Source organism: Ruegeria sp. HKCCD7255, from assembly GCF_013031565.1.
In the GTDB taxonomy this organism is placed as follows: Bacteria; Pseudomonadota; Alphaproteobacteria; order Rhodobacterales; family Rhodobacteraceae; genus Ruegeria.
This window is the reverse complement of the sequence record NZ_WQAG01000002.1, coordinates 567,365-590,958: the sequence shown is the minus strand read 5'-3', so window position 1 is coordinate 590,958 and position 23,594 is coordinate 567,365. Positions and strand designations below refer to the sequence as shown.

Below are 23,594 nucleotides of genomic sequence, written 5' to 3'. Positions count from 1 at the left end.
TAAATGAAACGGGTAAACCGCACTTCGAATTTCCAGATCACGGTTGAGCTGACCAATGACAATTTCATTGCCAGCCCAAATCCGGCCCATCGCGCGCGCTTGGTGACAACTCGACTAGGGGAACTGGCTCAAGAACTGGACACATTGGATCGTACGGTCTCGAACTATGTGCATGGTGGGTCGTTCGCCAAAATTTATGATCGCAGTCAATCTCATATCGCTGCCCAAGATATCATGGAAGATTGGCAAACTCCGATCATGGCTGAAATGGCACGTTCTGTGTCGGCAGGTAGCGGAGATGTTTTGGAAATTGGCTTTGGTCGCGGCGTGGCGGCAGACTTTGTGCAGTCTCATACACCCAAATCGCACACCTTGATCGAGTGCAATGGCGCTGTCATCGAGGATTTTTTTCATCCATGGCGTTCGCAATATGACGGGCGTGATATTAAGTTGGTTGAGGGGTTTTGGGAGGATACGCTGGACAGTCTGCCGCTGTTCGATGGCATCCTTTTTCACACCTACCCACTAACCGAAGACGAATATGTTGAGCGCGTGCAGCGGTCGGTCACCTTCGCCGCGCATTTCTTTGAACACGCGGCAAAACACCTGAATTCCGGCGGGCGTTTTACCTATCTCACAATGGAAGAAGACAGCCTATCGCGTGCTCATCAGCGTGCGTTGCTGGAGCACTTTGCCGAGTTTCATGTGTCCAAAATCAACGATCTGGAAATTCCCGAAGACACGCGGGATGCACATTGGGGTAATTCCATGGTCATGGTAACGGCGATTGGAAGATGAAAATAGAAGATCAAATTCAATCACTTAGCCCAAAGGAACGGAACAAATTGGTTCTGGCGTTGAAAAATGCCGGCCACCTAAATGTGCCTCTTTCAATGGTCGCGCATGTGGAAAGCAACAGGCCGTCGGAAGAAATTCTGAGTCAAGCTCGGGAAACGCTACCTGCTCATATGGTGCCAGATCGCATCGAGATCTGGGATGCGTTGCCCAAATTGCCGAACGGGAAAACCGACCGTGCTCAGCTGAAGGCCACTGTATCGGATCGTAAAGCACCTCCTGCAACCGCGCCTTGCGAAAGCCTGGAGACGCTACGAGGGATATGGTCGGAAATACTTGGGATAGAAGAGATATTTGATGACGATGATTTCTTTGAGCTCGGCGGCGACAGCCTTTTGTCGATCAGCGTGGTTTCAAAGGCGCGCTCCAGTGGCCTAAGCCTCATCCCGTCAGACCTTTTTGATTTTCCACAGCTAAAGGCACTTGCGGCACGTGTATCTGATCTTTCAGATGGGGCGGACTCAGAGGTGACAAATGGCACCATCCTCGCTTCGCAGTCTCAACAGGCAGGGCGGAAGACTTTCTTGTTGAATGCGAACCGGCGAATGCTGGATTTGTTGAACGAAAGTCTCCAAACGCCGCGTGATCTAAAGTTGATAACGCTTCATTGGGATGCTCTGGGCAGCGAATTGAACAAGCGGATCGAAAGCATCGGGGAAGAGTTCCTTTCGGTCATTATGCAAGAACAACCACAAGGCCCATATTCCATCGGTGGGTTTTCGATGGGAGCCGTCACCGCACATGAAGTCGCCAGACAATTGATGGCGATGGGCCACGAAGTAGACGATTTGGTACTGATTGACCCACCCGAAAACCCGGCATTGTTCCTGTCAACGCTCAGCAAGAACGATGGTTTTACACCCGCTCTGGATGAAAGGATCACCACTTCGAAATGGATCACCTGGATAGGCGTTCTTTCGGTTGGTCGCTTTTGTCGAATGCTGGGCGTGAACGTTCCAAAGTCACTTCGCGCGCGCTACATAAGGGCTAACTATTTTTGGGCTGCATCCAAATATAAAATACCTCGGATTGGGGTCGAACCTATTGTTGTGCGGCGGAAGAATGGAAATGCTGGCACGATCTGGGCACCAACTGACAAATCCAAAAAGATAATCGAGTTTCAATGCTCCCACCATGATTTCCATCGCAATGAAGACATTTTGCGGAAATGGACAGCGTCGTTAGCAGAAGAATTGGACATGTAAACCTCAGTCAATAACGCCTGAAATGCTAAGGCTTCTCTGGCTGCGAGCTAGTCGCCTTGAACGGTCTCGACCGCGTCAGCAAGGCTCTTGATCGACGCGTCCATCGATGTAACAAATGCTGACTGACCAGAGTTCCGCGCGAGCGGAGCAAAGACAACGTTCTGCAATCCCAATGACTGTGTTGCGGCAAGGGCTGCTTCTGGGGGTGTCGCCTCCCAGATCATCAGCTTGGCGCCGGTTTCGGCGATAAGATTTTCGAGGTCTGCCAACTCCTCCGCAGTTGGCATCGCACCGGCCTCCCACTCCAGAGACGTGACGGGCAAGGAATAGCGTCGGGCGAGATATTGATACCGCGGATGCGTCGCAATCATCTCGATGCCATCTAGTTCGCCTAAAGCAATTTGAGCCATTTGGTCCATTGCCATCAGTTCAGAGCGTAATTCTGCAAGCCTAGGTTCAACATCTTCTGCAGAAGCAAGATCACGCGCGACAACAGCGGCCGCAATCGCTTCCGCCTGCGCGATGGCCAGCGTGGGATCAAGCCAAGTGTAGGAAGCCAGCCCCTCATGCGAGTGTTCATCCCCGCTCCCGTGACTGTGCGTAATGCTCTCGGTCACAATGAACTGGTCTTCGATCGCTGCAGTGGTGTTTACCACGCGTGATCGAGGTAGTGACACCCGGTCGATCCAGGTTGCAAAGCCAGCTCCGTTCAAGAGGATCAGATCTGCTGACTGGATCGTGCTGATGTCGGTTATCGAAGGTCGCCAGAACGACGGATCAACGTTTTCCGGCACAGGAAAGGCCACGTCTGCCGTACCATCCAGCAGGCGCTCGGCGAAATATTGCAGCGCTTGATTGACCACGATGACCCGCGGGCGGTCTTGTGCCAACGCCGCATTCACTGAAATCATGATCATCGCAAACGCGAGAAACCTCTTCAAACTCCGCACCGAACTCAGCTCCCGCATTTCCGCGCGATGTCTTCGGGGGTCACGATCCAGTAATTGTCATGGTGGCCCGTATCAACTTCGATTAACAAACCCCCGGAATGATCGACGCTGTCGAGCGGAACCAACGCTGTTCCGTCACTTTCCAGTTGAAGCGTTTTCAGCAAATTGTTTTCGCCATCAAGCACGCGCACATCGCCCTTTTGGGTCACGCGCCCGTTGGAGAATTTCGCTTCGATGGTTACCGCTTCGCAATCGACCGAGGCAAAGACTACTAGCTGATGTGCTGCTGCTCCGACGGGAGCGGCGACCACCAGACTTGCAAAAGCGAGCGCCCGGATCACTGCCCTGTCCACTCTTCGAAGTGAACCCAAATCACAGCGCCAAGCTCAACCGCTTTTTCCTCACCCGAACCTTCTTCGGTCAGTGTGTAATCAGCAGTATTAAGGGCCGCAAAACCCCACCAGCCATCTGACGGTGGTGCGTAGGTAAAGACACCGTTTGCGTCTGACTTAACCGTTTGTGTGATCATCAGCTCATCCGGAACCGTCGCACCAGCGCCGTCATTGAAGAACTCTACTTCAATTTCGGCATAGGGCACCGCTTCGCCATTCAGTTTGACGATCCCCTGAAAGACATTGTGTTCCCAAAGGCCAAAAGGTTTGGAAAGCGGCACGATCTCGGTTTTCAAACCAAGCTCAGTGTCCCAGCCTTCGTCATCGCCATAGGCCGTCACATAGGTTTTTGTGTAGTGGATGATGAAGGCGTCTTCGGCAGGTTCCCAATAGGGCTGCGGCTCCATTGCAAACACATAGGTTCCGGGGCGTTCCAAGCGATAGTCAAAGGTATAACCTTGCTCATCCATCACAGTTGCGTCTTGCAAGGTGCCGAGCAAATCGGTTGTTTTGCCTTTGTGCGTCACGTTGAAAGACACCGGTGTATCCAGGAACAAGCCTTCCAACTCGAACGGGTGGGCAAATCCGACCGAGAACGAAACGTTACGCCCGTCTTCCTGGCTGATCATCGGGTCGCTCGGAATAATCATTCCGTAATGTGCCAGCGCGGGCGTGGCAGCAATCAGCGTAGCAAGCGAAGCCTTAATTAGAAGTTGTTTCAAGAAACCTCCTGTCCACTAAGTACCAAGCGCAAGCAGCCAGCCAACCCAGGCCTCAGCGTTGCGCGAAACAATAGTTGCGCCAATAGCAGCAATACTTCCTGCGACTAACAATAGTGTAAAGGTCTCGGCTGCCAAGAGGCGCAGAACCATACCTTTTTGCGCGCCCAGTTTTACGGCAGTTGCTATTTCACGGGCACGCAAGCGGTAACTCAAGAATACCGCCAGACCGACGGCAGCGGCCGCAGCGATGGCGATAATTGCGGTGACCACATCCAAAAGCGATTTGATGCGAAAAATTCGATCCACAAGACCCTGGATAACGCCTGCGGGCTCGATCAGTTGGGTCGGAAGTTCGCTGTCGAGGTAACGACCTTTTAGGACTGTGCTTGAGCGCGTGTCATTCGGCACAACGATAACAGCGGACGCCGGAAAGTCGTCCTGACTGCCGTGGAAGTGAAAGCTCTCAATATTGTCTTCGGTGATCCGCTGGTATTGAACTACGGCCGCGTTGGCCAGCACCGACGATCCTGCTGCGACTTCATCAGCGGTCACGACGTTTTCATGACCGTGACCTATACCTTGTATGACCCAGGCGGTTTTTATGTCGACAAAGATCGCTTGGTCGTCAGGTGTATTGGTCGGCGCAAGAACCCCGACAATTGGCATTTCGAGAGGATAGACACCGTCAAGATCGAACAGGTTTTCAGGCGCAGAGACAAGTGTGTCGCCAACACCCTTGCCTAAGGTTTCCGCAACATCTGATCCGATGACCGCATCTCCCAAAACCGACAGCCCGCGACCTGAAGCCGTATCGAGATTGCGGAAATCGAAATAGTCGAGAGTGGTGCCCACGATCCGAAACCCGCCCGAAGAGAATGCTGTATGTACCGGGATCGGAACCCCAAGACCGCTATCCCAAACAGTTTCCACCTCACGCATCGCAACAGGGTCGGGGCGTTCTTCCGAGAAATAGAGCGCCGCCATCGTCAGGTCGAGTTGCGAGCCGCGACTGCCCAGCAGCAGAGGCGTTGCTTCGCCGCGCGCAAGCAATGCGCGTTCACTGGTTGATAACAGCGTCTGCGTCGCAATAGGGACAAACATGATGAGCGCGGCCACAAGAACCAATACAAGGCTGCGCGCCCAGTTGTAGCGAAGGTAGGAAAAGGCCAGATACAGCGCGTTCATACCTGTATCCCCTCGCGAAACTGCGCAAAATCTAGGACGCGCTCGAAGCGTGGCAGCAACTCGTGATCGTGGGTCACAGCAAGGACAGCGGCACCCGCTTCGGCGGCCTGTTCGAAAAGAAGATCAAGAATGCGCCCCTTGCTTTCTGGGTCAAGATTGCCAGTGGCCTCATCTGACAAGATCAGCTTGGGTTGTGTTACCAGCGCTCTGCAGATCGCAACCCGCTGCTGCTCGCCTTGGCTTAACGCCGAAGGATGACGATCAAGTTTGTCACCGATCCCGCAAGCGGTCGCAAGTTTCTCTGCCCTGTCTTTTGCTGCTACGTCCAGCGTCAGTGCGGGCGTTACCCGATAAGGGTAGAAGATATTCTGTCGAGCAGAAAGGTAGTCCAGAAGCGCAAAGTCCTGAAATACAAATCCAATCTGGCTTGCCCGAAAACGGCGGCGTTTGGCGTCCGACAGTCTTGACACCACCGTTCCCGCGACTTCGATTGTTCCACTTTCCGGCGACAAGATCCCGGCTATCAGGTTCAGCAGTGTCGTCTTACCGCTGCCACTTGGACCGACAACCGCCAGACGCTCACCATCTACTAGCGAAAATTCCGGGATCCGCAGCCGGAACCCATCGGCGCTGTAACCAAACGTAAGGTTCTCGACCCTAACCATTAGTGCTCATCAGATGCAGGAAAGATTTCACCTGCTGTATCACGATCGACGTCCAACAACTCAAAATCTGTTATGCGCCATGCGCCCTCGACAGGCGATATTGTAAGGTCGGCGCTATAAGTGTTCCCACGAACATGAAGATGCTCTGAGTGCCCAACTGTTCCAATCACCTGCCAGGTCGAGCTTATAAGTAACGCAGTTTCGACGCGGTCAACTCTTGTATCCAAGAGGTTGATTTCGTGGATCGTTTGGTCTTGTTCTTCGATGCCGCCACCGGCCATTGCGCCAACTCTTTCAAGATACAGATATTCGAGGGCATCACCGTGTGTCACGCGCGCAAGCGTGTCGTAAATTTCGTCTTCCTGTTTTTTGTCGAACGCATCGTAAATCACAAGCAAGAGTGCTGGCGTCAAAGTGGAATAAAGCTCCTGTGCCATGTTTATCGTCATGGCAGGGGAGCCGGGTACCAAGTAGGGTGTGGCTTCCGCAGCTCGCTGTTCACGAGCCTGCGAAACCAGTATTACTGTGATAAACACTGCAAGGCCGCCGCCAAACATTCCAAAAAGCAAAAGGCGTTCGCGCACGCTGGTCCCTACGATTTCGCACTAGTATCTCAGAAGAATTAATACAACTCCAATCGATTGCAAACCTTAAAGGGGGTGTTGATTTGCTACTCTCCGACACAGTGTGTTTACTAACTACTCACCAAATTAATAGAATTTACAGGCAATTAACGCAGTCAGAAGATCTGTCCTTTCTCGAGCCGATGGATTGGTCTCAAACCGATTATTGCGCGGCGGCAGAACGAAAATAAAGGCACGATCTGGGCACCTTCCGGTGGATGTAGAAAGATCATTGAGTTTCAGTGCTCTAACCATGATTTCTGCCGCAGCGAAGATGTTATTCAGAAAAGGACGACATCACTGGCAGAAGAGCTCGGTGGCCAGAATCCGATCTCGCGTCTCTGGGAATGGGTTTTCAGCTCAGAAGCGATTTTTAATCTTTGGCAAAGACTTGTTGATGAACCTCAATCACATTGCCTTCGGGATCGTGAAAGAACACTTAGCGCCACTCTTTCGCGAAAGTGGTTCCATAGTCTGAGTAGGGGATGTTGCGCCGATCCAGAATGCTGAGAAAGGTATCAAGATCATCTGTACGGAAGGCAATGTGCCCGCGTTCGACCGGGTTTATGACACGCTTATTCTTGAACGCGCCGCCAAAATCCCGTTCGGCAAGATGCATTTGCATGCTGCCTTCCGTAGCAAACCTGATCTTGCCGCTATAGCCAGCCTTTTCATTCGACTGGGTGCGTGGGAAATTCTCTTGTGGGATGTCCGCGAGGCCAAGCACATCAGTGTAGAAGTCATGCATCCGATCAACATCGTCGGCCACCAAGTTGATATGGTGAAATTCAAGTTTCATTGGCGGCAATCTTGCTTCGGGTTTTTCATCTTCTTCGGTTTTTTCGCATCACCTGTGCCAGGTTTGGAATATCGGTAGGTTGCCATTTAGAGCTTTGACAGCCTAACTTCTGCGAAAGAGCCAAAAAACAACAGATTCAGTCGTAAGAGCCCGGCAAATTCACTTTGATGAGGTAGTATCGTTGGGGAATGATGCGATGACCGATGTAAAGGTGGTGCCCGAAGAAATTCGGGACATGCTCCATCAAATTTTGGCGGAGATCTTACAGGCATCACCAAGCGAAACCGAAACCTTGGTCGCGCAGGGCATGGATTCCGTTGATGCAGAGAATTTGCTTGAATCACTTCAGGAGCTAGGATTCGACATCGAGTATGAGTTCCTGCTCGGCGACGCGACATTCGAAAGCCTGCTGGAGAGACTGACCGTTTCCGACAGGGCTGATCCTGATCCAGTACCGATGGCAACGCCACAAGAGGGACCCGTGCCGTTGACAGGCACACAATCCATCTGGGCTGAGCTGGAAAAAGAGGGCTGGAAGGACTGGGCAAATATCAGCCTTTGCCTCTCTATCCCTGAGAAGCTTGTCCCTGCCACCTGGCTTCCTGCAATGGTCCAGGCATTAGCGGATCGGAACGAAGCGCTTCGCATGGTGCTTCTCCGACCCGAACAGCCGAACGATCCGCCACGCCAGATTGCTTTGCCCGAGTTTCAAATCCCTGTTGAAATGCGTGCCGCCCCCGTTCCTGATCAGTCGGTCACACGCGAAATTGAAGCTTTTGAAGGAACCCTTGTCTCGCCCTATGGGCCCTCGGCACGCGCACTGATTTTGCATTCGTCCGAAGGGCAGGATCGCCATTGGATCTGCTTAAGCATGCACCACCTGTTCTCAGACCGGATCAGCATGCAAAGCCTCGAGAAGCAGTTCAAGCAGATGCTGCTTGAAGGTCGACTGAAAGCTGACTCAGGCGGCGATGACAGCTTTACCACCTATGCAAACGCACGCGCCGAATTGGAGAGTGGTCCGAAAGCCGCCGCAAACCGAGACAAGTTAGAGCATCTGCTAGATGGCGCAGATATTCGCGCCGAACGGCCAGCGCCGAAGCTGTCCAACTCTCTTGGATTGTCGCTTGGAGACTTGCCGACAACTGGCGTCCTGCACGGTGCAGAGACTCATGCAGTAGAAGCCTGTGCGCAAAGGTTGGAAACCACAGTGCCACTTTTGCTGCACGCGCTTTCCAGTGCTCTGATCACGCGACTGACCACGGGTGCGGAGCACAGCCAAGACCGCCATCCGTTGCTTTGCCATGTCATTTCCAATCGACATCAGGTTCCGCAGCTCAAAAACATTGTCGGATGCCTTGATACCTCGGTACCTGTCGCACCGTTTCTGGGTGTTAGGGACACGCTGAAGGCCTATTGCGCAAGCACGCGTCACGCGTTCACCGAAGCAACAAAATTGATACCTGATCTTCCACGGGGATCTTGGTTGAATGCGCAGGACGGGGTGCCCAAGGGACCTGCGCTTATCGAAAGGGTTCCACATATCAATATCGTGCGTCGCCCACGGACTGAGAGCCCGGATATGGCAGCCCTTGATGTGAGAGAGCATACGGTGCGTCGCGCACAAAAGCCACGCTGGGGGCTTTTGCTTCGGGCTGAACTACCGCCCTCAGAAAAGTATGGCGCAAGCTTGTATTCTGAAACAGTTCAGGAAACGGGGCTGCGTCTCAGCGCCTTTTCCGAAGATCGTGATCTGGCCATTGCGGCGCATTATTGCCTGACGCAGTGCCTGCGATCCCTTATCGCGCTTACGCCCTCTGAACTGGAACAGCTGAGTGTTCACGAGCTTGTCGAACGTGTCGTCGAGAACGCCAGATTTGCATCGCAGCAAGTCGCAAAGGCTGCGGCTTTGGTCGCCGATGCACCAACGCACCAGCCATTCATTTACGAGAAACTTATTGCGCGGCAACGGCGATGGTACGTTCATGATGACAAGCTGAGGCTCGTGCGGGATCAGGACAATCGATTTGTCGGAACCGCTGCCAACCCGTTTCCCTTTACGCAACTAGATAAGTTGAAAGAGCGCACATACCTTAAGTCGCTCGGCGTTCCATTGCCAAATCTTTTGCACGTTCTTCCAAAGGCTGATCTTGCTCAATCGCTGCCAAGTATTGCGCCGGAGCTGCCGTGTCGGTTCGTTCTGAAACCCGTCGGTGCGGGCCATTCGTTTGGCGTAACCGTGGTGCGTGATGGTCTGGATTTAACGCGAAATGGCTCTCCATTTGATGTGCAGCGTGTGACTGCCGAACTGTCTGCGATGGCCGCGCAGGGAAGCTGTACCCACGAGGGCAAGGTTTACCCGTTCAACTTCTCAACCATCCTGATCGAGGAATTGGTGGAAGACGCCTGCGGGTTCGATACTCCAACGGACTACAAAATCTTCATGATCGGGTCCGAGCTTTTGTGGATCCAGTTGCACTTCAAACAAGATGGTCACACTTGGGTGGCGTTTCTGGATGAGAACTTCCAGCTATTGGCTGAACCTGCGTGGGATCCGCGTACATGTTGGCGGACGCATCGTGCCTTGGTTTGTATGGATCAGAAAATAGCGGATGCGCGCCGTCCGGAATGTTTGGATGACATCTTGGTCGAGTCCAGACGCCTTGCAGATCGCATGAGAATATTTGTGCGGTTGGATTGGTATGCGGATGCAAGGCGTGGCCCCTTGATGGGTGAAATCACCACCTTCCCGCATATGCTCCAGCCGCGGACATTCTACACGGCATGGGCCAATTATCGGGTGCGTCGTCTTTGGCAGGAACCTGATGGTGTTGCGCCTGAAACCGCATATGGCGATGCGGTGGTGGGTCGGACCAAGGCGGTTCTGAATGGCGCGCCAGACCAGCCCCTCGGTGTGTCAGCGTTTTTGCCCGATCCTGATCGGTCGCTTTGGGCCAAGGGCGACAACATCAGTTTCACCGACCTCAGAGACTATGTGGACAAGTTTGACCTGACACCTTGGGGGGTCGCCGCAGGTGCGCGTGTGGCCTTGGTGCTTCCGAATGGAACCACGCTTTCCGGTGCGCTGCTGGCCGTGATGAACCGGTATGTTGCTGTCCCGCTAGGGGCCGATGCGCCAGCGGAATTTCTTGCGACCCAGCTTGCCAACATGGAGGTTGAGGCGGCTGTGGTGCTTGCGGATACGGACGAGGCTGCTCAGTTGCGACTCGTGGCCAAGCAAATCCCGCACCTTCTTGTCATTGAGCTGGGAAACCAGCCTGGTGTGGCTTTGCCCGTGCCTAGCGGCAAACCAAGTGAGGATCTGAGCGCGCCGGCACCGTTGCGCTTGGCGTCCGAGCCCGTCCTGTTGCTGTTAACTTCGGGAACCACCGGGGCGCAAAAGACCGTTACGTTCAGCCTGGAAAAACTCATGCGTGCGGGCGCATTGATCGCCCAGTCTCTGGATCTTGCGCCGCATGAAACAGGGTTGTCCGTTTTGCCGCTGCACCATGTCGGTGGAATTTCCTGCAATCTAGTAGCGCCGCTATTGTCTGGTGCCTCGATGCGGTTTCAAACTGGCTTCGATCCTCACCGCTTTTTCGAAGAACTCGACGATTCGGATGGCATCAGTTGGGTTTATATGGTCCCAACGCTGTGGAATCAGGTTTTGGCCTATGCGTCTGAACATCCAGAGCTGTCTCAAAACAAACCATGGCCAAAGTTGCGTGCGCTCCGTAATGCAGGGGCAGATTTGCCCCATGAGATGGCCGAAGACCTGTCAGCTCTTTTTGGTGACAACGTGCACGTCCTACCCACCTACGGAATGACCGAGGCAATGCCGATTGCCGCCCCGCCGCCGAGTTACCGACTTGAGAAACCGGGCACCGTTGGCCCGGTCCTGCCCGATATGGAAGTCGAAATCGTAGATACCACCGCTGGCGCGCCGGACACCGTTCTTGAACCTGGTGAAATCGGTGAGATTACAGTGCGCGGGCCGAATGTGATCGACGGTTACGAAAATGAGGATCAGGCGCCAGACGACCCTTTTACCGGAAGGGGCTTTTTCCGAACCGGCGATCTTGGGGAGTTCGCCGCGGATGGCTCAGGTTGGCTTAGCGTAAAAGGGCGGCTCAAGGAAGCCATAAACAGGGGTGGGAAAACGATATCTCCGTTGGAAATCGAAGCAACATTGCGGCGTTTCCCGGATTGGGCAGATATGAACGCCTCTTCTTCGCTTATGGTATTTCCGAGGGCACACAGTCTGCTGGGCGAAGATGTGGCGCTCGCGGTGACGGACGACTTCGGCGATGTCGATCTCAAAACATTGAATGCGTGGGCAGCGAAGCAGCTGCCGCTCAACATGCTTCCGCAAACTCTTGTTTACGTCCAAGAGCTCCCGATGTCCGCGGCAGGTAAGCCGCTTAGAATGCGGCTATCACAGCAACTGAATGCTGTATGCGCACCTGCGGAAGCGGGGCAGTTGGAGACTTACGAATTGGGTAAGGACGGTCCGGTTTTGCGCGAACGCACCAGTGCGCAGTCAGTGCCAGACCCACAGATGGCTGCCGATGGCCCTATCTCGATCGAAAACGTCATCGACGTGATCCAACCTTATTTGCGCGCCAATGTGACGGTCACCGATGACACACACCTTGGTGATGTTGGTGTCAACTCTCTTGCTGCGTTGGAAATGGTGCTGGCGCTCAATGACCGTTTTGGCGCCGACCTGCCCACATGGGCAGTCAGTGATCACCCGACACCTCGTGCACTGTTGGCACAGCTCAACCCGCAAGCCATTTCCGGTCAAACTGTTCTGCCTACGCTTTCACAGCACGCAAAGCGACCTCAGTCTTCAGACGGTGTCCGACGCGTCTTGTTCTTGCATGGCGAAGCGTCGGATGCCGATCTGGCCGAACGCAGCTTGCGAGCGACGTTCTGGGTCGACGGGCTTCGGGGCAAAATTGAATTCGTTTTCCTGGATGCGCCGCACCAGTGCTCTCCGAAACCCAACTTTCACGGGGCGGCTGTCGCCGCTGGCCTTTATACCAAGCCGATGTACCGAAGCTGGGGCGGTATCGATGCAACGCGGCTGAACGAAAGCCTGGAGGTGGTGATGCGGGCCTTGGACGAGCTTGGGCCAATCCATGGTATCGCCGGTGTGTGCGATGGGGCTTTGGTTGCCGCCCTTGTTGCAGCCAGGCACCCCGAGCTTGGGGTCTTTATGAATTTCGCGTCTGGTCCTGTGTCAGAAAGCGCAGCGCAGCACGACTGGAAAGTCGAGACGCCAACGCTTCATTTGATTTCACCGCAAGACAGCCTGCACACCCTTGGCCAGTTGATGGAAGTCCCATCGCGGTGCGACCGCGCGGTCATTTTACAGCACTCGTATGGCCATGCCCTGCCGCCGCTAAAGGGTGAGCTGAAGGGTGAAATAGAAGAAGCCATCGATCTTATCTTCGGGCAGTTATCGCGCGATCCGGCAGCGGATCCGTTCGCGCGGCCGCCCTGCCAACCATCAGCAGAAATTTCTGTTGAAGCCAAGCTGCCCTCCGAATTCCAGTCCGAACAGAACGTCGCCGACCCCGAAACCAGAGTTCACGTCAAAGAGGCAATGGAAAAGATCTTGGGTCACGACGATTTCGGACCGTCTGATGACTTCTTTGAAAAGGGTGGCAACTCGCTTTCGGCCATGGAGCTATCGCTGACGCTTGAGCAGACACTTGGCATCAAGCTTCCTTTGGAACTTTTCGCTTTGGAAAGTGCGTCGGTTGACCGTTTGGCACAGTCCATCGAACACTACAGAGCGAACAGCCCACAGGTGGCGCTTGTCCCGATGAACTCTTCAAACGCCGAACCTGTAGTCTATGCGCTGCCGACACTCGGTGGGCATTTGTCAGACTATTTGGCATTCAGCGATGCTATTGGCCCATATGCACAGCTTGTTGGCATTCGCTACGGTAAGCTGCTGTCGAACGCGCCGACCGAGCGCATTACGCTGGATGAAATGGCTCAAAGTGCTGCTGAAGTCGTTCTAAATCAGCCGCATAGAGGTCCTGTTTACCTCGTCGGTTTTTCCATTGCAGGCATCTTTGCCTATGAAACGGCGCGCACGCTCATGGCAGCTGGTCAGCCTGTTACCTTGCTTTTGATCGATGCAGAGCCCGTGGTTGAAAGAGGTTTGCGGTTCAAGGTGAAACAAGCGCTTCGACGGACACCGGTTCAACTGTTGCGCAAGCCATTTCGCAACCCGCATCTTCGGATTGTAAATCATGATTTGAGAAGCCAGTTGGTTGAGTGGAAGCCACACCCCATCGATCTGAAAACCGTTCTGTTTTGCGCCGAAGACGGGCCAATCAAATCCGCAGGCGTTTCCATCTGGACAGAGGCCGTCGGCGGACAGCTTGTCCTTAAAATCATGCAAGGTGGTCACACCGGAATTTGGTCGGCGGATATCGCTCAGGTTGTTGCCAATAGTCTCGCAAATGAATTTGATTGGACAGCTTCATGAATGAAGCCCCTGGTCCGGATATTTCGTGGACTGATTGGCTGTCGGGCTGCTTTATGATTTCTGCAAACTATGCGGAAATTTTTTGCCGCCCCAAAAGTCTGAGAACTGTATTTCGACCAAATCGCAAAACGGGGTAAAGCACACGGCTCATAGTCGGCGATCGAAACACCAACGCATTTAGGCGATTGAACAGGCCGCTTCTGGTCGACAGTAGCGCCAATCGATGAATACATTCAGCGCCATGATAATAGTCACCGTTAAACAAAAGAACCATACCGTCGTCCAGATCAAGGCCCTTGGCCAAGATCTGTTCAACGACATCGCCACCATTCCGTGCGTCTACTAGATTGACAGGTCCGATCGCCTCTTTGAGCCGCACCATCGCAACGTAGCGCGAGCAGAATGGGCAATCTCCATCGTAGATCAAGACCGTTTCATCAGTCACAGCGGAATCTCGACTTTTCCAGCGTCTTCACGGCGAATCTCCTGTATGGTTTCACCATTAAACCACGTCGTTACACCGATTATCTGAACTTCGCGGATCGGCTCCTGCGCAACATAGACCGGAAGTTCATCTGACCAAGGGTATGTCCAGAATTGAGGTGGCGGTTGCAATGCACTCCACCATGGTTTGCACATGCAGCCGTCATTCCAGTTAGCAATGTATTCGCGCAGTAAATCGTGAAAAATCTCGATGCGTTCCTCGTTCCCTGGTTTTTCGGCGGCACGTTCTGTTTCGATGGCAAAAATCTCCTCGGGCGTTTTGGCGTCTTGAACGGCACGCGCGACGTCAAGATCACTGCTGGCACCATAGGGCCCTGCCAAAGTTGCGCGGTCCGGATACAGATAACCGAAGAACGAGAACTTCATGTTATCGTCGTAAGGCTGGAAAAATTTGGGCGAAAGCTGATACATCTGCCCGCTTTGACCCACAGCGTAGAACCGAGTCACGTATGACATACCAGTATCAAACCATGCCAATCGTGAAGGATCGCTCCATATCGGTGTCAGTATGATCAGCGGGATCGATACTATGGTGGCCCACAACGAATAGGGCGAGGTTTCAGGTAATCTGACGTGCCGTAAAAGCAGGTAGACGAACAAAATGTCCATCACTATCCAGGTCCAGAATAAGAAGCCAAAAAGCACGAATACGCCGAAGTGGAATAGAATTGCGGCCGCAATCAGAAGCAATGTCGCCCACCGATTGACAACCATTAACAGGAAGCCCAGTTCAAATAACAACACGAACCAGATCATTAGCCAGCTAAAGTGCCCCAGGTAACCTGCAAAACTGGTCACGGTCTCTACCGGAAGCCAGTTTGTGAAACCATGTCCGTACGCGCTGTAAACCGCATTTTGCACATGCGCAAATTGCGTCCAATCCAGCATGAACTTCCCGTAGCCCGGATACCAATACCGACCGGCGATCAGGCACGCGAGCAGCAATAGTGCGTCTTTGCGCCGAATGGGCAATCCCGCGCCTCGCAAAACTTGCCAGACCACGATCAGACAGACACCTTCAAGTAGCAAAAGTTTGTGTGGTAATACAGGTCCACCAATTGCAGGCACCGATATTTGATGTGCCAGCGCGTAGGCTAGCACGACAAATGGCAGAAGAAAAATGGGCCACCTGTATGACGCGACCAGGAATGCCAGGATCAGCAATCTATCGAAGATATAGGTCTGCCCGTGCGCATGGTTCGGCCCCAAAGTCACCAGCCACCAGGCCAGCATTCCGGCAACACCGATAGAAAACACCCGCCACCCAGACTCTAGCTGTTCTTCGGACCATGGGCGCCTTATCGGTTTGAATAAAATTACCAGCGCAAACAACGAAACTGCACCGATTGTGGCCACCCAACTTGAGGTTAGAAATGCAAGGGCAACAGAGACGCTCTTGTATTGCGCGGTCGTCAACGGAGTCGTGTGGTCAAGCCATTGATCCAGAAAAACGAAAGCTGCGAGCAACGAAAGAAGCCGTGCACCAAGTCCGATGGGTTCTGAGTCGAGTGTCTTCACCTAGCGCCTAAACCTCTGCTAACAGAATTCCACACTAAGATGCTTGAGCCTCAAAGCAAATCCTCAATTCCCTAACTGGATCTGTTACAAAATTTGACCTCAGCCTCCGATCTCATCTAATCCTAGTTGGATTTAACGTGACATTTTCAGTGTGCATTAACGTGTTAGAGACATAGCCGCGCTTGAGAAAAACCTCGCGCTGCACAAGGCAAGGGTTGCCAAAGGCGGCGCATTCTCAAGAGCTAAAAAGTTCCGAACCACTGCAAATTTCTACGCGACCAGGTCGCGGGCTTTCGGCGCTATGTTGGTCCATACCGCAGGGGCAGGGTTCGAACTAACCTCGTTAAGCAATTTGCTTCAAACATCTTTGATTTCGCGATCTTAGGTCCAATGCAGTTTCGGAGGCACTTCTCGCTCTAATGCTGATTGCCCCATTTTCATCGAGTGATAGTTCGGCCAATTTTGTGAGTGACCGAATAAATATCAGCAGGTTACTGTTGATTGCGATACCTTCGAGATCGTCAATCCTGTCTAACGAAGATGCCGTGTCTTCTGAACCCTTTTAGGCTAGCGCTCCAGATACAGCCACACGTAAGTAAGAATTCTTAACTCCCAAACATTTGAATCCCCCAAAGGGTGTCTATAAGGGGCGGAGAGCAACTATAGACCGAGAGCGGGTTGCAAAACTGCATGCAGAGGGTATGAGTGCTTCAGAGATAGCGAAAATACTAGGGATTGGAAGGGCATCAGTTTATCGCGTCTTGACATAGCGATTTCTGGAAATTGGCAATCCAAAACAGCTGCCTACCCCCAACGCATAAGTCGGAATACATATTTCGTTAGAATCAATGCTAACTGCTGCCACGTTAAAATCTATCCAACGCGCTGGCATCTTTCATACAGGGGGGCATTGAACATGACGGAGAAGATAAAGCAATTTAGTAACTTGGTTCTTCGCTGCGGCTGTGGCTATCCGTCGTTGTAAAGGGTGCTATCAGCAGCAGAGTCATCGAACTCTAACTCACAGTTCCTTAGATCACCTTCAATAATCGGCGCCGTTGTCATCAACGCCAGAGCTAATTTGTGCAAGAAATTGCCTTGCAGAGTGCGCCTAGGTTTCAATCTGAGCCATTTCGTTTGGCCGGAACCGTTTACTCACAGTTTCACGAAGTGTTCTTTCTATGTTTCTGTGAGTAAAACCGGCTAAGGATTTGAAATCATTTAAGGTCGATGGAATTCAAAATCCCCCGCCTTCACGGGCGTGAGAGTTCGAGTCTCTCCTTGGGCACCACTATCAAACTGATTTCCGAGACTATTTGAGCGGTCCTTTAGCCTCCTTTCGGCCAGTCTACTTCAGTAATGCCGAAACTTGATCGGACCATGCCGGTGTGGCAAGGTGACTGGGTTGTGTTTGCGAGGGTTGTTAACCTCATGGTTGGAAAATGTATTTCGTAAATCTGCAATATCTGCGGGCGTTTGCGGCTGCGTTGGTTGCGGTTTTTCACATATGTCTGTTTTTGCCGGATCGATCTTTCGAGGTCGGAGCCTATGGTGTCGATATTTTCTTCGTTATTAGTGGATTTGTCATGTACCACTCTGGGATCAAGCTTGGCCCGGGCGAGTTTATGGTGCATCGGATCAGTCGTATTGTCCCGCTCTATTGGATGGCGATTTTTGTATTCATTGCAATTGATGGGAATACCGCTCTTACGACCGAAGAAGTGCTAAAGTCTCTGCTGTTCGTTGCTTACGAAAATCCCGGCGCACTTCCTCCGGTGTCGCCGATTATCAGCGTTGGATGGACGTTGAATCTAGAGATGTTTTTCTATGTCCTTTTTGCTCTGGGTCTGGCCATTTCCCGCCAGCACCTGGTTTTGGGGCTGACGACCTTGTTCGTTTTTCTGGCGGTCATGGGAAAATTGATTCATGGTCTTGATCCTGTAATGGGCTTTTACACCAAAGGCATTCTGTTGGAGTTTGCGGCAGGTCTCATCGTTGCAAAGGTGATGAATGATCTGCAATCGAAACTCAATCCACTGTTTGGGCTGGTCTTGTGTTGCGCTTCGTTTCTGGCTTTGTATTTGCTGCAGGATTCCGGGCTGCGGATCGTCAGATGGGGCGTTCCGGCATGCCTTATTGTTGTTGGCATGCTGGCGCTTGAACCTGTCCTGTCGCGTTACAAGTCGCCATTTTTGATACTGTTGGGTGATGCATCTTATGCATTGTATCTCAGCCACCTAATGCTGATCGCTCCGGCCATAGCGGCGCTTTCGCTGGTCCTGAGTCCGGACAATGGATTGATGATAGTGGCGGTTTTCATCCTGTGTCAGGTCGCAGCCGTTGGAATATACATTCTGTACGAAAAGCCAATCTACAGAAAGCTCAAATCCATGCGGCAAAGACAGGTAGCACGTCACTAGCGTGGCGGCATCAAAAATCACGAGTCTCATTGTGTTTTGGACACATCAACCGAAACCCGATGCAAGTGGGGAAATTTTTAGATTCCTCGTCAAATCTGAGCCCGAGCGGCGTTTGCGTTGGCTCTGGCCTTGACAAGCGGTATCTCAGAATGAAACGTCTCAGGAGTTGGGAGACTATCGAAAAATCAGACCTATACCCGTCATTGCACGGGCCGAAGGTGATATTCGCAACTTCAAACCCTGAGGTTGCCTGGTCTCCCGCGAACAAAAAAATGTTGGGAGTTCGAACATGAAAAACAGCAGCAAGCTTAGCCTCGGCGCATTTGTGACCGCTGCGATGATGGCGCCTGCGGCCTATGCCGAAGAGTTCATCACCATTGGTACCGGTGGTGTGACGGGTGTGTATTACCCGACCGGTGGCGCGATTTGCCGCTTGGTCAACAAGGGCCGCAAAGAACATGGCGTTCGGTGCTCGGTCGAATCGACAGGTGGGTCGGTCTATAACATCAACACCATTCGCGAAGGCGAACTGGAATTCGGTGTCGCCCAGTCCGACTGGCAGTACCACGCATATAACGGGACATCCAAGTTCGAAGAGGCCGGCCCGTTTGAGAATCTGCGCGCCGTCTTCTCGGTGCATCCCGAGCCGTTCACCGTTGTGGCCCGCGCGGATGCCGGGATCACCAATTTCGAGGACCTGAAAGGCAAGCGCGTCAATATCGGCAACCCCGGTTCCGGTCAGCGCGGCACAATGGAAGTGCTGCTGAGCGAGATGGGCTGGACAACCGATGATTTCGAACTGGCGACTGAGCTGAAAGCGGCGGAACAGTCTGCAGCGCTTTGCGACAACCAGATCGACGCGATGGTCTATACCGTAGGTCACCCCTCGGGTTCGATCCAGGAAGCCACCACCGCTTGTGACTCGGTTCTGGTGAACGTGGGCGGCGACGCTGTGAACAAGCTGGTCGATGACAACTCGTTCTACCGCACCGCGACCATTCCGGGCGGCATGTATCGCGGGTCGGATGGAGACACCCAGACCTTTGGTGTCGGCGCGACCTTCGTGACCTCGGCGGACGTGTCGGAAGACGCCGTTTATGCGGTGGTCAGCTCGGTCTTTGAGAACTTCGACGACTTCAAAAAGCTGCACCCGGCCTTCGCCAACCTCAAGCCCGAGGAAATGATTGCAGATGGCCTGTCGGCCCCGCTGCACCCCGGTGCCGAGAAGTACTACAAAGAAAAAGGCTGGGTTCAGTAAGCCAGTTCAAGACAGGGTGCCCATGGGCGCCCTGTCACCCAAGATACCCGTGACCAAAACGGGCAAGACGGTAGGCCACAAAAACCGGCCACGACGGGGAGACATGTCATGAGTTCCGACACACAATCCAACCGCCCGCTATCCGAAGAAGAGCTGCAGGATCTTGTTGCCTCTTCCGACGCAGGCGGGCGCAATCCGGTCGGCAATGTCGGGATATTCCTGGCCATTGTTGCGGCGGTCTGGTCGATCTTTCAGGTCACCTTGGCCTCGCCGCTGGCCAACTATGTGCTGCCCGGCAGTGTCGTGAACAATTCCCGTCAGTTCCATCTGGCCTTTGCCATGTTTTTGGCCTTTGCGGCCTATCCGGCCCTGAAATCCAGCCCGCGCGACTATATCCCGGTGCAGGATTGGATCATGGGGGTCTTGGGCGCCTTTGTCGCGCTTTATGGCTATTTCTTCTATCAGAAGATCGTGGATGCCGGCGGACTGGCTGACGACACTGACAAATGGGTCGCTCTAGTCGGGTTGCTGTTGCTGTTCGAGGCCGCGCGCCGCGCGCTTGGGCCCGCGATGGCGATCATAGCGACGATCTTTCTGGCCTATGTTTTCTTCGGATCATCTGAATGGGTGCCCGAGGTTATCCGTTGGAAGGGCGCCAGCCTGAAAAAGGCGATGAGCCATATGTGGATCACGTCCGAGGGCGTGTTTGGCATTGCCCTGGGCGTCTCTACCAAATTCGTGTTCCTGTTTGTGCTGTTCGGAGCTTTGCTCGATAAGGCCGGGGCAGGGAATTACTTTATCAAGATGGCCTTTGGCGCGCTGGGTCACCTGCGGGGCGGTCCTGCAAAGGCCGCTGTCGTGGGCTCTGCCGCGACCGGCCTGATTTCGGGCTCTTCCATTGCGAACGTGGTAACCACCGGCACCTTTACCATTCCGCTGATGAAACGCGTGGGGTTCAGCAGTGAGCAGGCGGGCTCGGTCGAGGTCGCCTCGTCGGTGAACGGTCAGATCATGCCCCCGGTGATGGGGGCTGCGGCCTTCCTGATGGTGGAATATGTGGGTATCTCCTATGTCGAGGTCATCACCCATGCCTTCCTGCCCGCTGCGATTTCCTACATCGCGCTGGTCTATATCGTGCATCTGGAAGCGGTGAAGCGGAATATGCCCACACTGGGCGACCGCGACGTGCATCTGGCGCGCACGATTGTGGGTATGCTGTCCTTCTTCCTGGTCTTTGCCGGGCTCTGCTATGGATCGCAATTCCCGGTCGAAGCGATCACAGCCTGGCAACCCAGCATGGCAGGTCTGATCATGTCGCTGATCGTTGTGGCGATCTATGTCGTGCTTCTCAGGATGGCAGCGACCGTTCCTGATCTGGAGCCCGACGATCCAAACGCCAAGCAGGTGACCTTGCCGGTGATTGCCGAGATTTATAAGGCCGGTCTGCACTATCTGCTGCCGATCATTGTGCTGGTCTATTTCCTTATGATCGAACAGAAATCACCCGGCCTGTCTGCCTTCTGGGCCACGGCGCTGCTGTTTGTGATCTTGCTGACCCAAAAGCCGTTGAAGGCGATGTTCCGGGGACAAAGCAACCTGTACAACACCTTCATCGAGGGTGTTGCCGATCTGTGGCAGGGCCTGATCGACGGTGCCCGCAACATGATCGGGATCGCCTTGGCGACCGCCACGGCGGGCGTGATCGTAGGTACCGTGACCCTGACCGGCGTGGGGCAGGTGATGGCCGATCTGGTTGAGTTCCTGTCGGGCGGCAACCTGATCCTGATGCTGATCATGGTCGGTATCCTCAGCCTGATCCTCGGTATGGGCCTGCCGACCACGGCGAACTACATCGTCGTCAGCTCGCTTATGGCCGGGGTTGTGGTCGAGTTGGGTGCGCAGAGCGGGCTGATCGTGCCGCTGATCGCGGTGCACCTGTTTGTGTTCTATTTCGGCATCATGGCGGATGTGACCCCGCCTGTGGGTCTTGCGAGCTTTGCCGCTGCAGCCGTATCGGGCGGGGATGCGATTAAGACGGGCTTTACCGCGTTCTTCTACAGTCTGCGCACCGTCGCATTGCCTTTCGTGTTCATCTTCAACACCGATCTGTTGCTGATCGATGTGACTTGGGTCGAGGGGATCATTGTCGCCATTTCCGCTACTATAGCGATCCTTGTCTTCACGGCGGGAACAATGGGGTATTTTGTGACCCACAGCCGCATCTACGAAAGCGTCGCGCTAATCCTTGTGGCCTTTGCTCTGTTTCGACCCGATTACTTCATGAACCGGATCGCTCCGCCCTTTGTGTCCGTTGAACCGGCGGCGCTGGAGGAAACCGTGGGCAACGCGGCTCCGGGAACGGAATTACGACTTGTCGTGGCCGGGCCTGATTTCGACACGCTCGAGATGGTGGACACCACTGTTGTGGTCACTGTCGGTGAAGAAGACGGAGGCGCGGCACGCGTCGAAGCAATGGGCCTGTTGCCGATTGCCGAGGATGGCCTGGTCAAACTGGATGAGCCGCTCTTTGGAACGCCTGTGGCGGACGAACTGGGTATCTTTGACTATTACGGTGATGACGCAGTGCGCTTAACCTCGGTCAGTTTGCCGACCAGCCAGCCGCCGAAACAGCTGGTCTTTATCCCCGCACTGCTTCTTCTGGGGTTCATCGCATTCCTGCAACGCGGCCGCGCCGCCAGACAAGAGGTGCTCGCATGATCAAATCTGTACTTTGCGCCGTCGATATCAGCAATGGAACGCTGGATTCCCAAGTTCTGACAACTGCAGCCGCGATGGCCGACCAAAACGCGGCACAATTGGACGTGGTAACGGTTTTACCGGATTTCGGCGAAAGCTGGGTGTCGGGCTTTTTTGAAGCGGATTTCCATGAAAAAGCTGTGGACGAGGCGCATGACAAGCTGGTTGAGCTGTGCACAAACGTATTGGGCGAGGCGCGCAATGATACGATCCGCCACGTGGTTGGCACTGGAACGGCCTATCAAGAGATCCTGAAGACCGCCAAAAGCGCGGGCAGTGATCTGATCGTGATCGGAGCCCATAAACCGGACCTGAAAGACTATCTTCTGGGTCCGAATGCAGCGCGTGTCGTGCGGCACTCGGACGCCTCGGTTTATGTGGTGCGCTGAGCTTAGGCGACCAAGCCCAGATCGCGCAGGTATTCAAAGCCCGTGATGACATCGGCGGTGTTTTTCAGCTCCAGCACCAATCGGGCGATTGGCGCGCTTTCAGCCAATGCCGCAAAGACCGCATGCCAGTTCACCGTTCCCTGACCAGGCGCCCAGTGCCGGTCGGCAAAGCCGTCAGCATCCTGAATATGAACGTGGGCCAGCTTGGCCCCGGCCACGCGGACGTAGTAATCCACGGGAGGCGCACCCGTCGCACCATGGGCGTAATGCGCATGACCGGTATCAAGTGACGCGCGTACATGATCGACGCCGAAACTGTCGGCCAGCGTGATCCGGTCCATAGGGTTCTTGTCCTCGATATTCTCGATCACAAGCTCAACACCCAAAGCACCGGCGCGGGCGACAACAGGGATCAGAGTGTCGTGTGCACGTTTTAATTTTTCGGCGCGCGCCTTGATATCAGCGTCGAGGTTGTAGGCGCTCCAGGTCGAATAGGGCGAGTGCATGACCATCTGCGTGGCGCCCAAGGCAGCCGCTGCATCCAGCCCTTGATCCAGACGCTTCTGCACGATCATCCGCACCTCGGGGTCGCGGCAATCCAGGGGCAGGTCATAGAAAGGCCCGTGGATCCCAAGCCGACCGGAATAGCCGATCAACTGGGATTTGGCTGTGGCGACCAGATCCAGCGCCGCGTCGCCCAGGTTCTCGGCAAAGATGAAATTCTGAATTTCAAGATCCCGTTGCCCGTCGATCAGCCAGTCGCGATGGGCGGGCAGATCAGAGACCATCAGGGCAGCGCCCAGTTTCAATTCCGTCATGTGGCAAACCTTCTTACGTTTGCCTC

At 54.0% G+C, this 23,594-nt stretch carries 18 protein-coding genes; 8 read left to right on the top strand and 10 right to left on the bottom strand.

Features of this window, described 5'->3' with window-relative positions; genetic code table 11:
* Positions 1-3 precede the first annotated feature (3 nt).
* The gene (locus tag GOX45_RS06630) at positions 4-798 is read left to right on the top strand and encodes a class I SAM-dependent methyltransferase (RefSeq protein WP_171099209.1); all 795 of its coding nucleotides are present in this window, start codon (positions 4-6) and stop codon (positions 796-798) included.
* Positions 795-2,060 (top strand): thioesterase domain-containing protein, encoded by a 1,266-nt coding sequence (locus tag GOX45_RS06625; RefSeq protein WP_171099208.1) that lies wholly within the window; start codon positions 795-797, stop codon positions 2,058-2,060. The genes GOX45_RS06630 and GOX45_RS06625 overlap by 4 nt, the downstream gene beginning before the upstream one ends.
* Before the next feature lie 47 nt (positions 2,061-2,107).
* Here the strand turns inward: GOX45_RS06625 and GOX45_RS06620 are convergent, their stop codons facing one another.
* The 7 genes from GOX45_RS06620 to GOX45_RS06590 all read right to left on the bottom strand — a co-directional run bounded on the left by GOX45_RS06620 (position 2,108) and on the right by GOX45_RS06590 (position 7,396).
* On the bottom strand, positions 2,108-2,977 hold the full coding sequence (locus GOX45_RS06620) for a metal ABC transporter solute-binding protein, Zn/Mn family (RefSeq protein ID WP_171099206.1): 870 nt from the start codon (positions 2,975-2,977) through the stop codon (positions 2,108-2,110).
* A gap of 38 nt (positions 2,978-3,015) precedes the next feature.
* Positions 3,016-3,321 carry a hypothetical protein gene (locus GOX45_RS06615; protein WP_171099204.1) on the bottom strand — a complete coding sequence of 102 codons (306 nt, stop codon included), beginning with the start codon at positions 3,319-3,321 and terminating at the stop codon, positions 3,016-3,018.
* Between the two features lie 26 nt (positions 3,322-3,347).
* Entirely contained in the window at positions 3,348-4,124 is a 777-nt protein-coding gene (locus GOX45_RS06610) for a DUF4198 domain-containing protein (protein WP_171099202.1), read from the bottom strand.
* Positions 4,125-4,139: 15 nt separating this feature from the next.
* Entirely contained in the window at positions 4,140-5,309 is a 1,170-nt protein-coding gene (locus GOX45_RS06605) for an ABC transporter permease (RefSeq protein WP_171099199.1), read from the bottom strand.
* Entirely contained in the window at positions 5,306-5,974 is a 669-nt protein-coding gene (locus GOX45_RS06600) for an ABC transporter ATP-binding protein (RefSeq protein ID WP_171099198.1), read from the bottom strand. Before GOX45_RS06600 ends, GOX45_RS06605 begins: the two co-directional genes overlap by 4 nt.
* Complete coding sequence (locus tag GOX45_RS06595) at positions 5,974-6,558, bottom strand: hypothetical protein (RefSeq protein ID WP_171099196.1); 585 nt, start codon at positions 6,556-6,558, stop codon at positions 5,974-5,976. Before GOX45_RS06595 ends, GOX45_RS06600 begins: the two co-directional genes overlap by 1 nt.
* Positions 6,559-7,036: 478 nt before the next feature.
* Complete coding sequence (locus GOX45_RS06590; RefSeq protein ID WP_171099194.1) at positions 7,037-7,396, bottom strand: VOC family protein; 360 nt, start codon at positions 7,394-7,396, stop codon at positions 7,037-7,039.
* Between the two features lie 196 nt (positions 7,397-7,592).
* Here GOX45_RS06590 and GOX45_RS06585 point away from each other — a divergent pair, with 196 nt between their 5' ends.
* Positions 7,593-13,904 carry an AMP-binding protein gene (locus tag GOX45_RS06585; protein ID WP_171099192.1) on the top strand — a complete coding sequence of 2,104 codons (6,312 nt, stop codon included), beginning with the start codon at positions 7,593-7,595 and terminating at the stop codon, positions 13,902-13,904.
* 67 nt (positions 13,905-13,971) lie between these two features.
* Here the strand turns inward: GOX45_RS06585 and GOX45_RS06580 are convergent, their stop codons facing one another.
* Together GOX45_RS06580 and GOX45_RS06575 are read right to left on the bottom strand one after the other, a co-directional pair.
* Complete coding sequence (locus GOX45_RS06580; RefSeq protein ID WP_371731845.1) at positions 13,972-14,349, bottom strand: DCC1-like thiol-disulfide oxidoreductase family protein; 378 nt, start codon at positions 14,347-14,349, stop codon at positions 13,972-13,974.
* A complete protein-coding gene (locus GOX45_RS06575) occupies positions 14,346-15,926 on the bottom strand; it encodes a hypothetical protein (RefSeq protein ID WP_171099190.1) in 1,581 nt (526 codons plus the stop codon). Before GOX45_RS06575 ends, GOX45_RS06580 begins: the two co-directional genes overlap by 4 nt.
* A 620-nt stretch (positions 15,927-16,546) precedes the next feature.
* Here GOX45_RS06575 and GOX45_RS22210 point away from each other — a divergent pair.
* From GOX45_RS22210 to GOX45_RS06550, 5 genes are all read left to right on the top strand, one after another.
* The gene (locus tag GOX45_RS22210; RefSeq protein WP_171099188.1) at positions 16,547-16,696 is read left to right on the top strand and encodes a helix-turn-helix domain-containing protein; all 150 of its coding nucleotides are present in this window, start codon (positions 16,547-16,549) and stop codon (positions 16,694-16,696) included.
* A gap of 672 nt (positions 16,697-17,368) precedes the next feature.
* Positions 17,369-18,346: an acyltransferase gene (locus tag GOX45_RS06565; protein WP_171099186.1), complete on the top strand. Its 978-nt coding sequence runs from the start codon at positions 17,369-17,371 to the stop codon at positions 18,344-18,346.
* 289 nt (positions 18,347-18,635) lie between these two features.
* On the top strand, positions 18,636-19,604 hold the full coding sequence (locus GOX45_RS06560) for a TAXI family TRAP transporter solute-binding subunit (RefSeq protein ID WP_171099184.1): 969 nt from the start codon (positions 18,636-18,638) through the stop codon (positions 19,602-19,604).
* 108 nt (positions 19,605-19,712) lie between these two features.
* Positions 19,713-22,322 (top strand): TRAP transporter permease, encoded by a 2,610-nt coding sequence (locus GOX45_RS06555; RefSeq protein ID WP_171099182.1) that lies wholly within the window; start codon positions 19,713-19,715, stop codon positions 22,320-22,322.
* The gene (locus GOX45_RS06550) at positions 22,319-22,750 is read left to right on the top strand and encodes a universal stress protein (RefSeq protein ID WP_171099181.1); all 432 of its coding nucleotides are present in this window, start codon (positions 22,319-22,321) and stop codon (positions 22,748-22,750) included. The genes GOX45_RS06555 and GOX45_RS06550 overlap by 4 nt, the downstream gene beginning before the upstream one ends.
* Before the next feature lie 2 nt (positions 22,751-22,752).
* Here the strand turns inward: GOX45_RS06550 and GOX45_RS06545 are convergent, their stop codons facing one another.
* Positions 22,753-23,568 carry a sugar phosphate isomerase/epimerase gene (locus GOX45_RS06545; RefSeq protein WP_171099180.1) on the bottom strand — a complete coding sequence of 272 codons (816 nt, stop codon included), beginning with the start codon at positions 23,566-23,568 and terminating at the stop codon, positions 22,753-22,755.
* Positions 23,569-23,594 lie beyond the last annotated feature (26 nt).

Excerpts from the sequence above, each read along its gene's own strand:
- GOX45_RS06590 (WP_171099194.1), bottom strand. The coding sequence starts at position 7,396 with ATGAAACTTGAATTTCACCATATCAACTTGGTGGCCGACGATGTTGAT.
- GOX45_RS06600 (WP_171099198.1), bottom strand. The coding sequence starts at position 5,974 with ATGGTTAGGGTCGAGAACCTTACGTTTGGTTACAGCGCCGATGGGTTC.
- GOX45_RS06555 (WP_171099182.1), top strand. The coding sequence starts at position 19,713 with ATGAGTTCCGACACACAATCCAACCGCCCGCTATCCGAAGAAGAGCTG.
- GOX45_RS06550 (WP_171099181.1), top strand. The coding sequence starts at position 22,319 with ATGATCAAATCTGTACTTTGCGCCGTCGATATCAGCAATGGAACGCTG.
- GOX45_RS06585 (WP_171099192.1), top strand. The coding sequence starts at position 7,593 with ATGACCGATGTAAAGGTGGTGCCCGAAGAAATTCGGGACATGCTCCAT.
- GOX45_RS06625 (WP_171099208.1), top strand. The coding sequence starts at position 795 with ATGAAAATAGAAGATCAAATTCAATCACTTAGCCCAAAGGAACGGAAC.
- GOX45_RS06620 (WP_171099206.1), bottom strand. The coding sequence starts at position 2,977 with ATGATCATGATTTCAGTGAATGCGGCGTTGGCACAAGACCGCCCGCGG.
- GOX45_RS06545 (WP_171099180.1), bottom strand. The coding sequence starts at position 23,568 with ATGACGGAATTGAAACTGGGCGCTGCCCTGATGGTCTCTGATCTGCCC.
- GOX45_RS06565 (WP_171099186.1), top strand. The coding sequence starts at position 17,369 with ATGTATTTCGTAAATCTGCAATATCTGCGGGCGTTTGCGGCTGCGTTG.
- GOX45_RS06560 (WP_171099184.1), top strand. The coding sequence starts at position 18,636 with ATGAAAAACAGCAGCAAGCTTAGCCTCGGCGCATTTGTGACCGCTGCG.
- GOX45_RS06605 (WP_171099199.1), bottom strand. The coding sequence starts at position 5,309 with ATGAACGCGCTGTATCTGGCCTTTTCCTACCTTCGCTACAACTGGGCG.
- GOX45_RS06630 (WP_171099209.1), top strand. The coding sequence starts at position 4 with ATGAAACGGGTAAACCGCACTTCGAATTTCCAGATCACGGTTGAGCTG.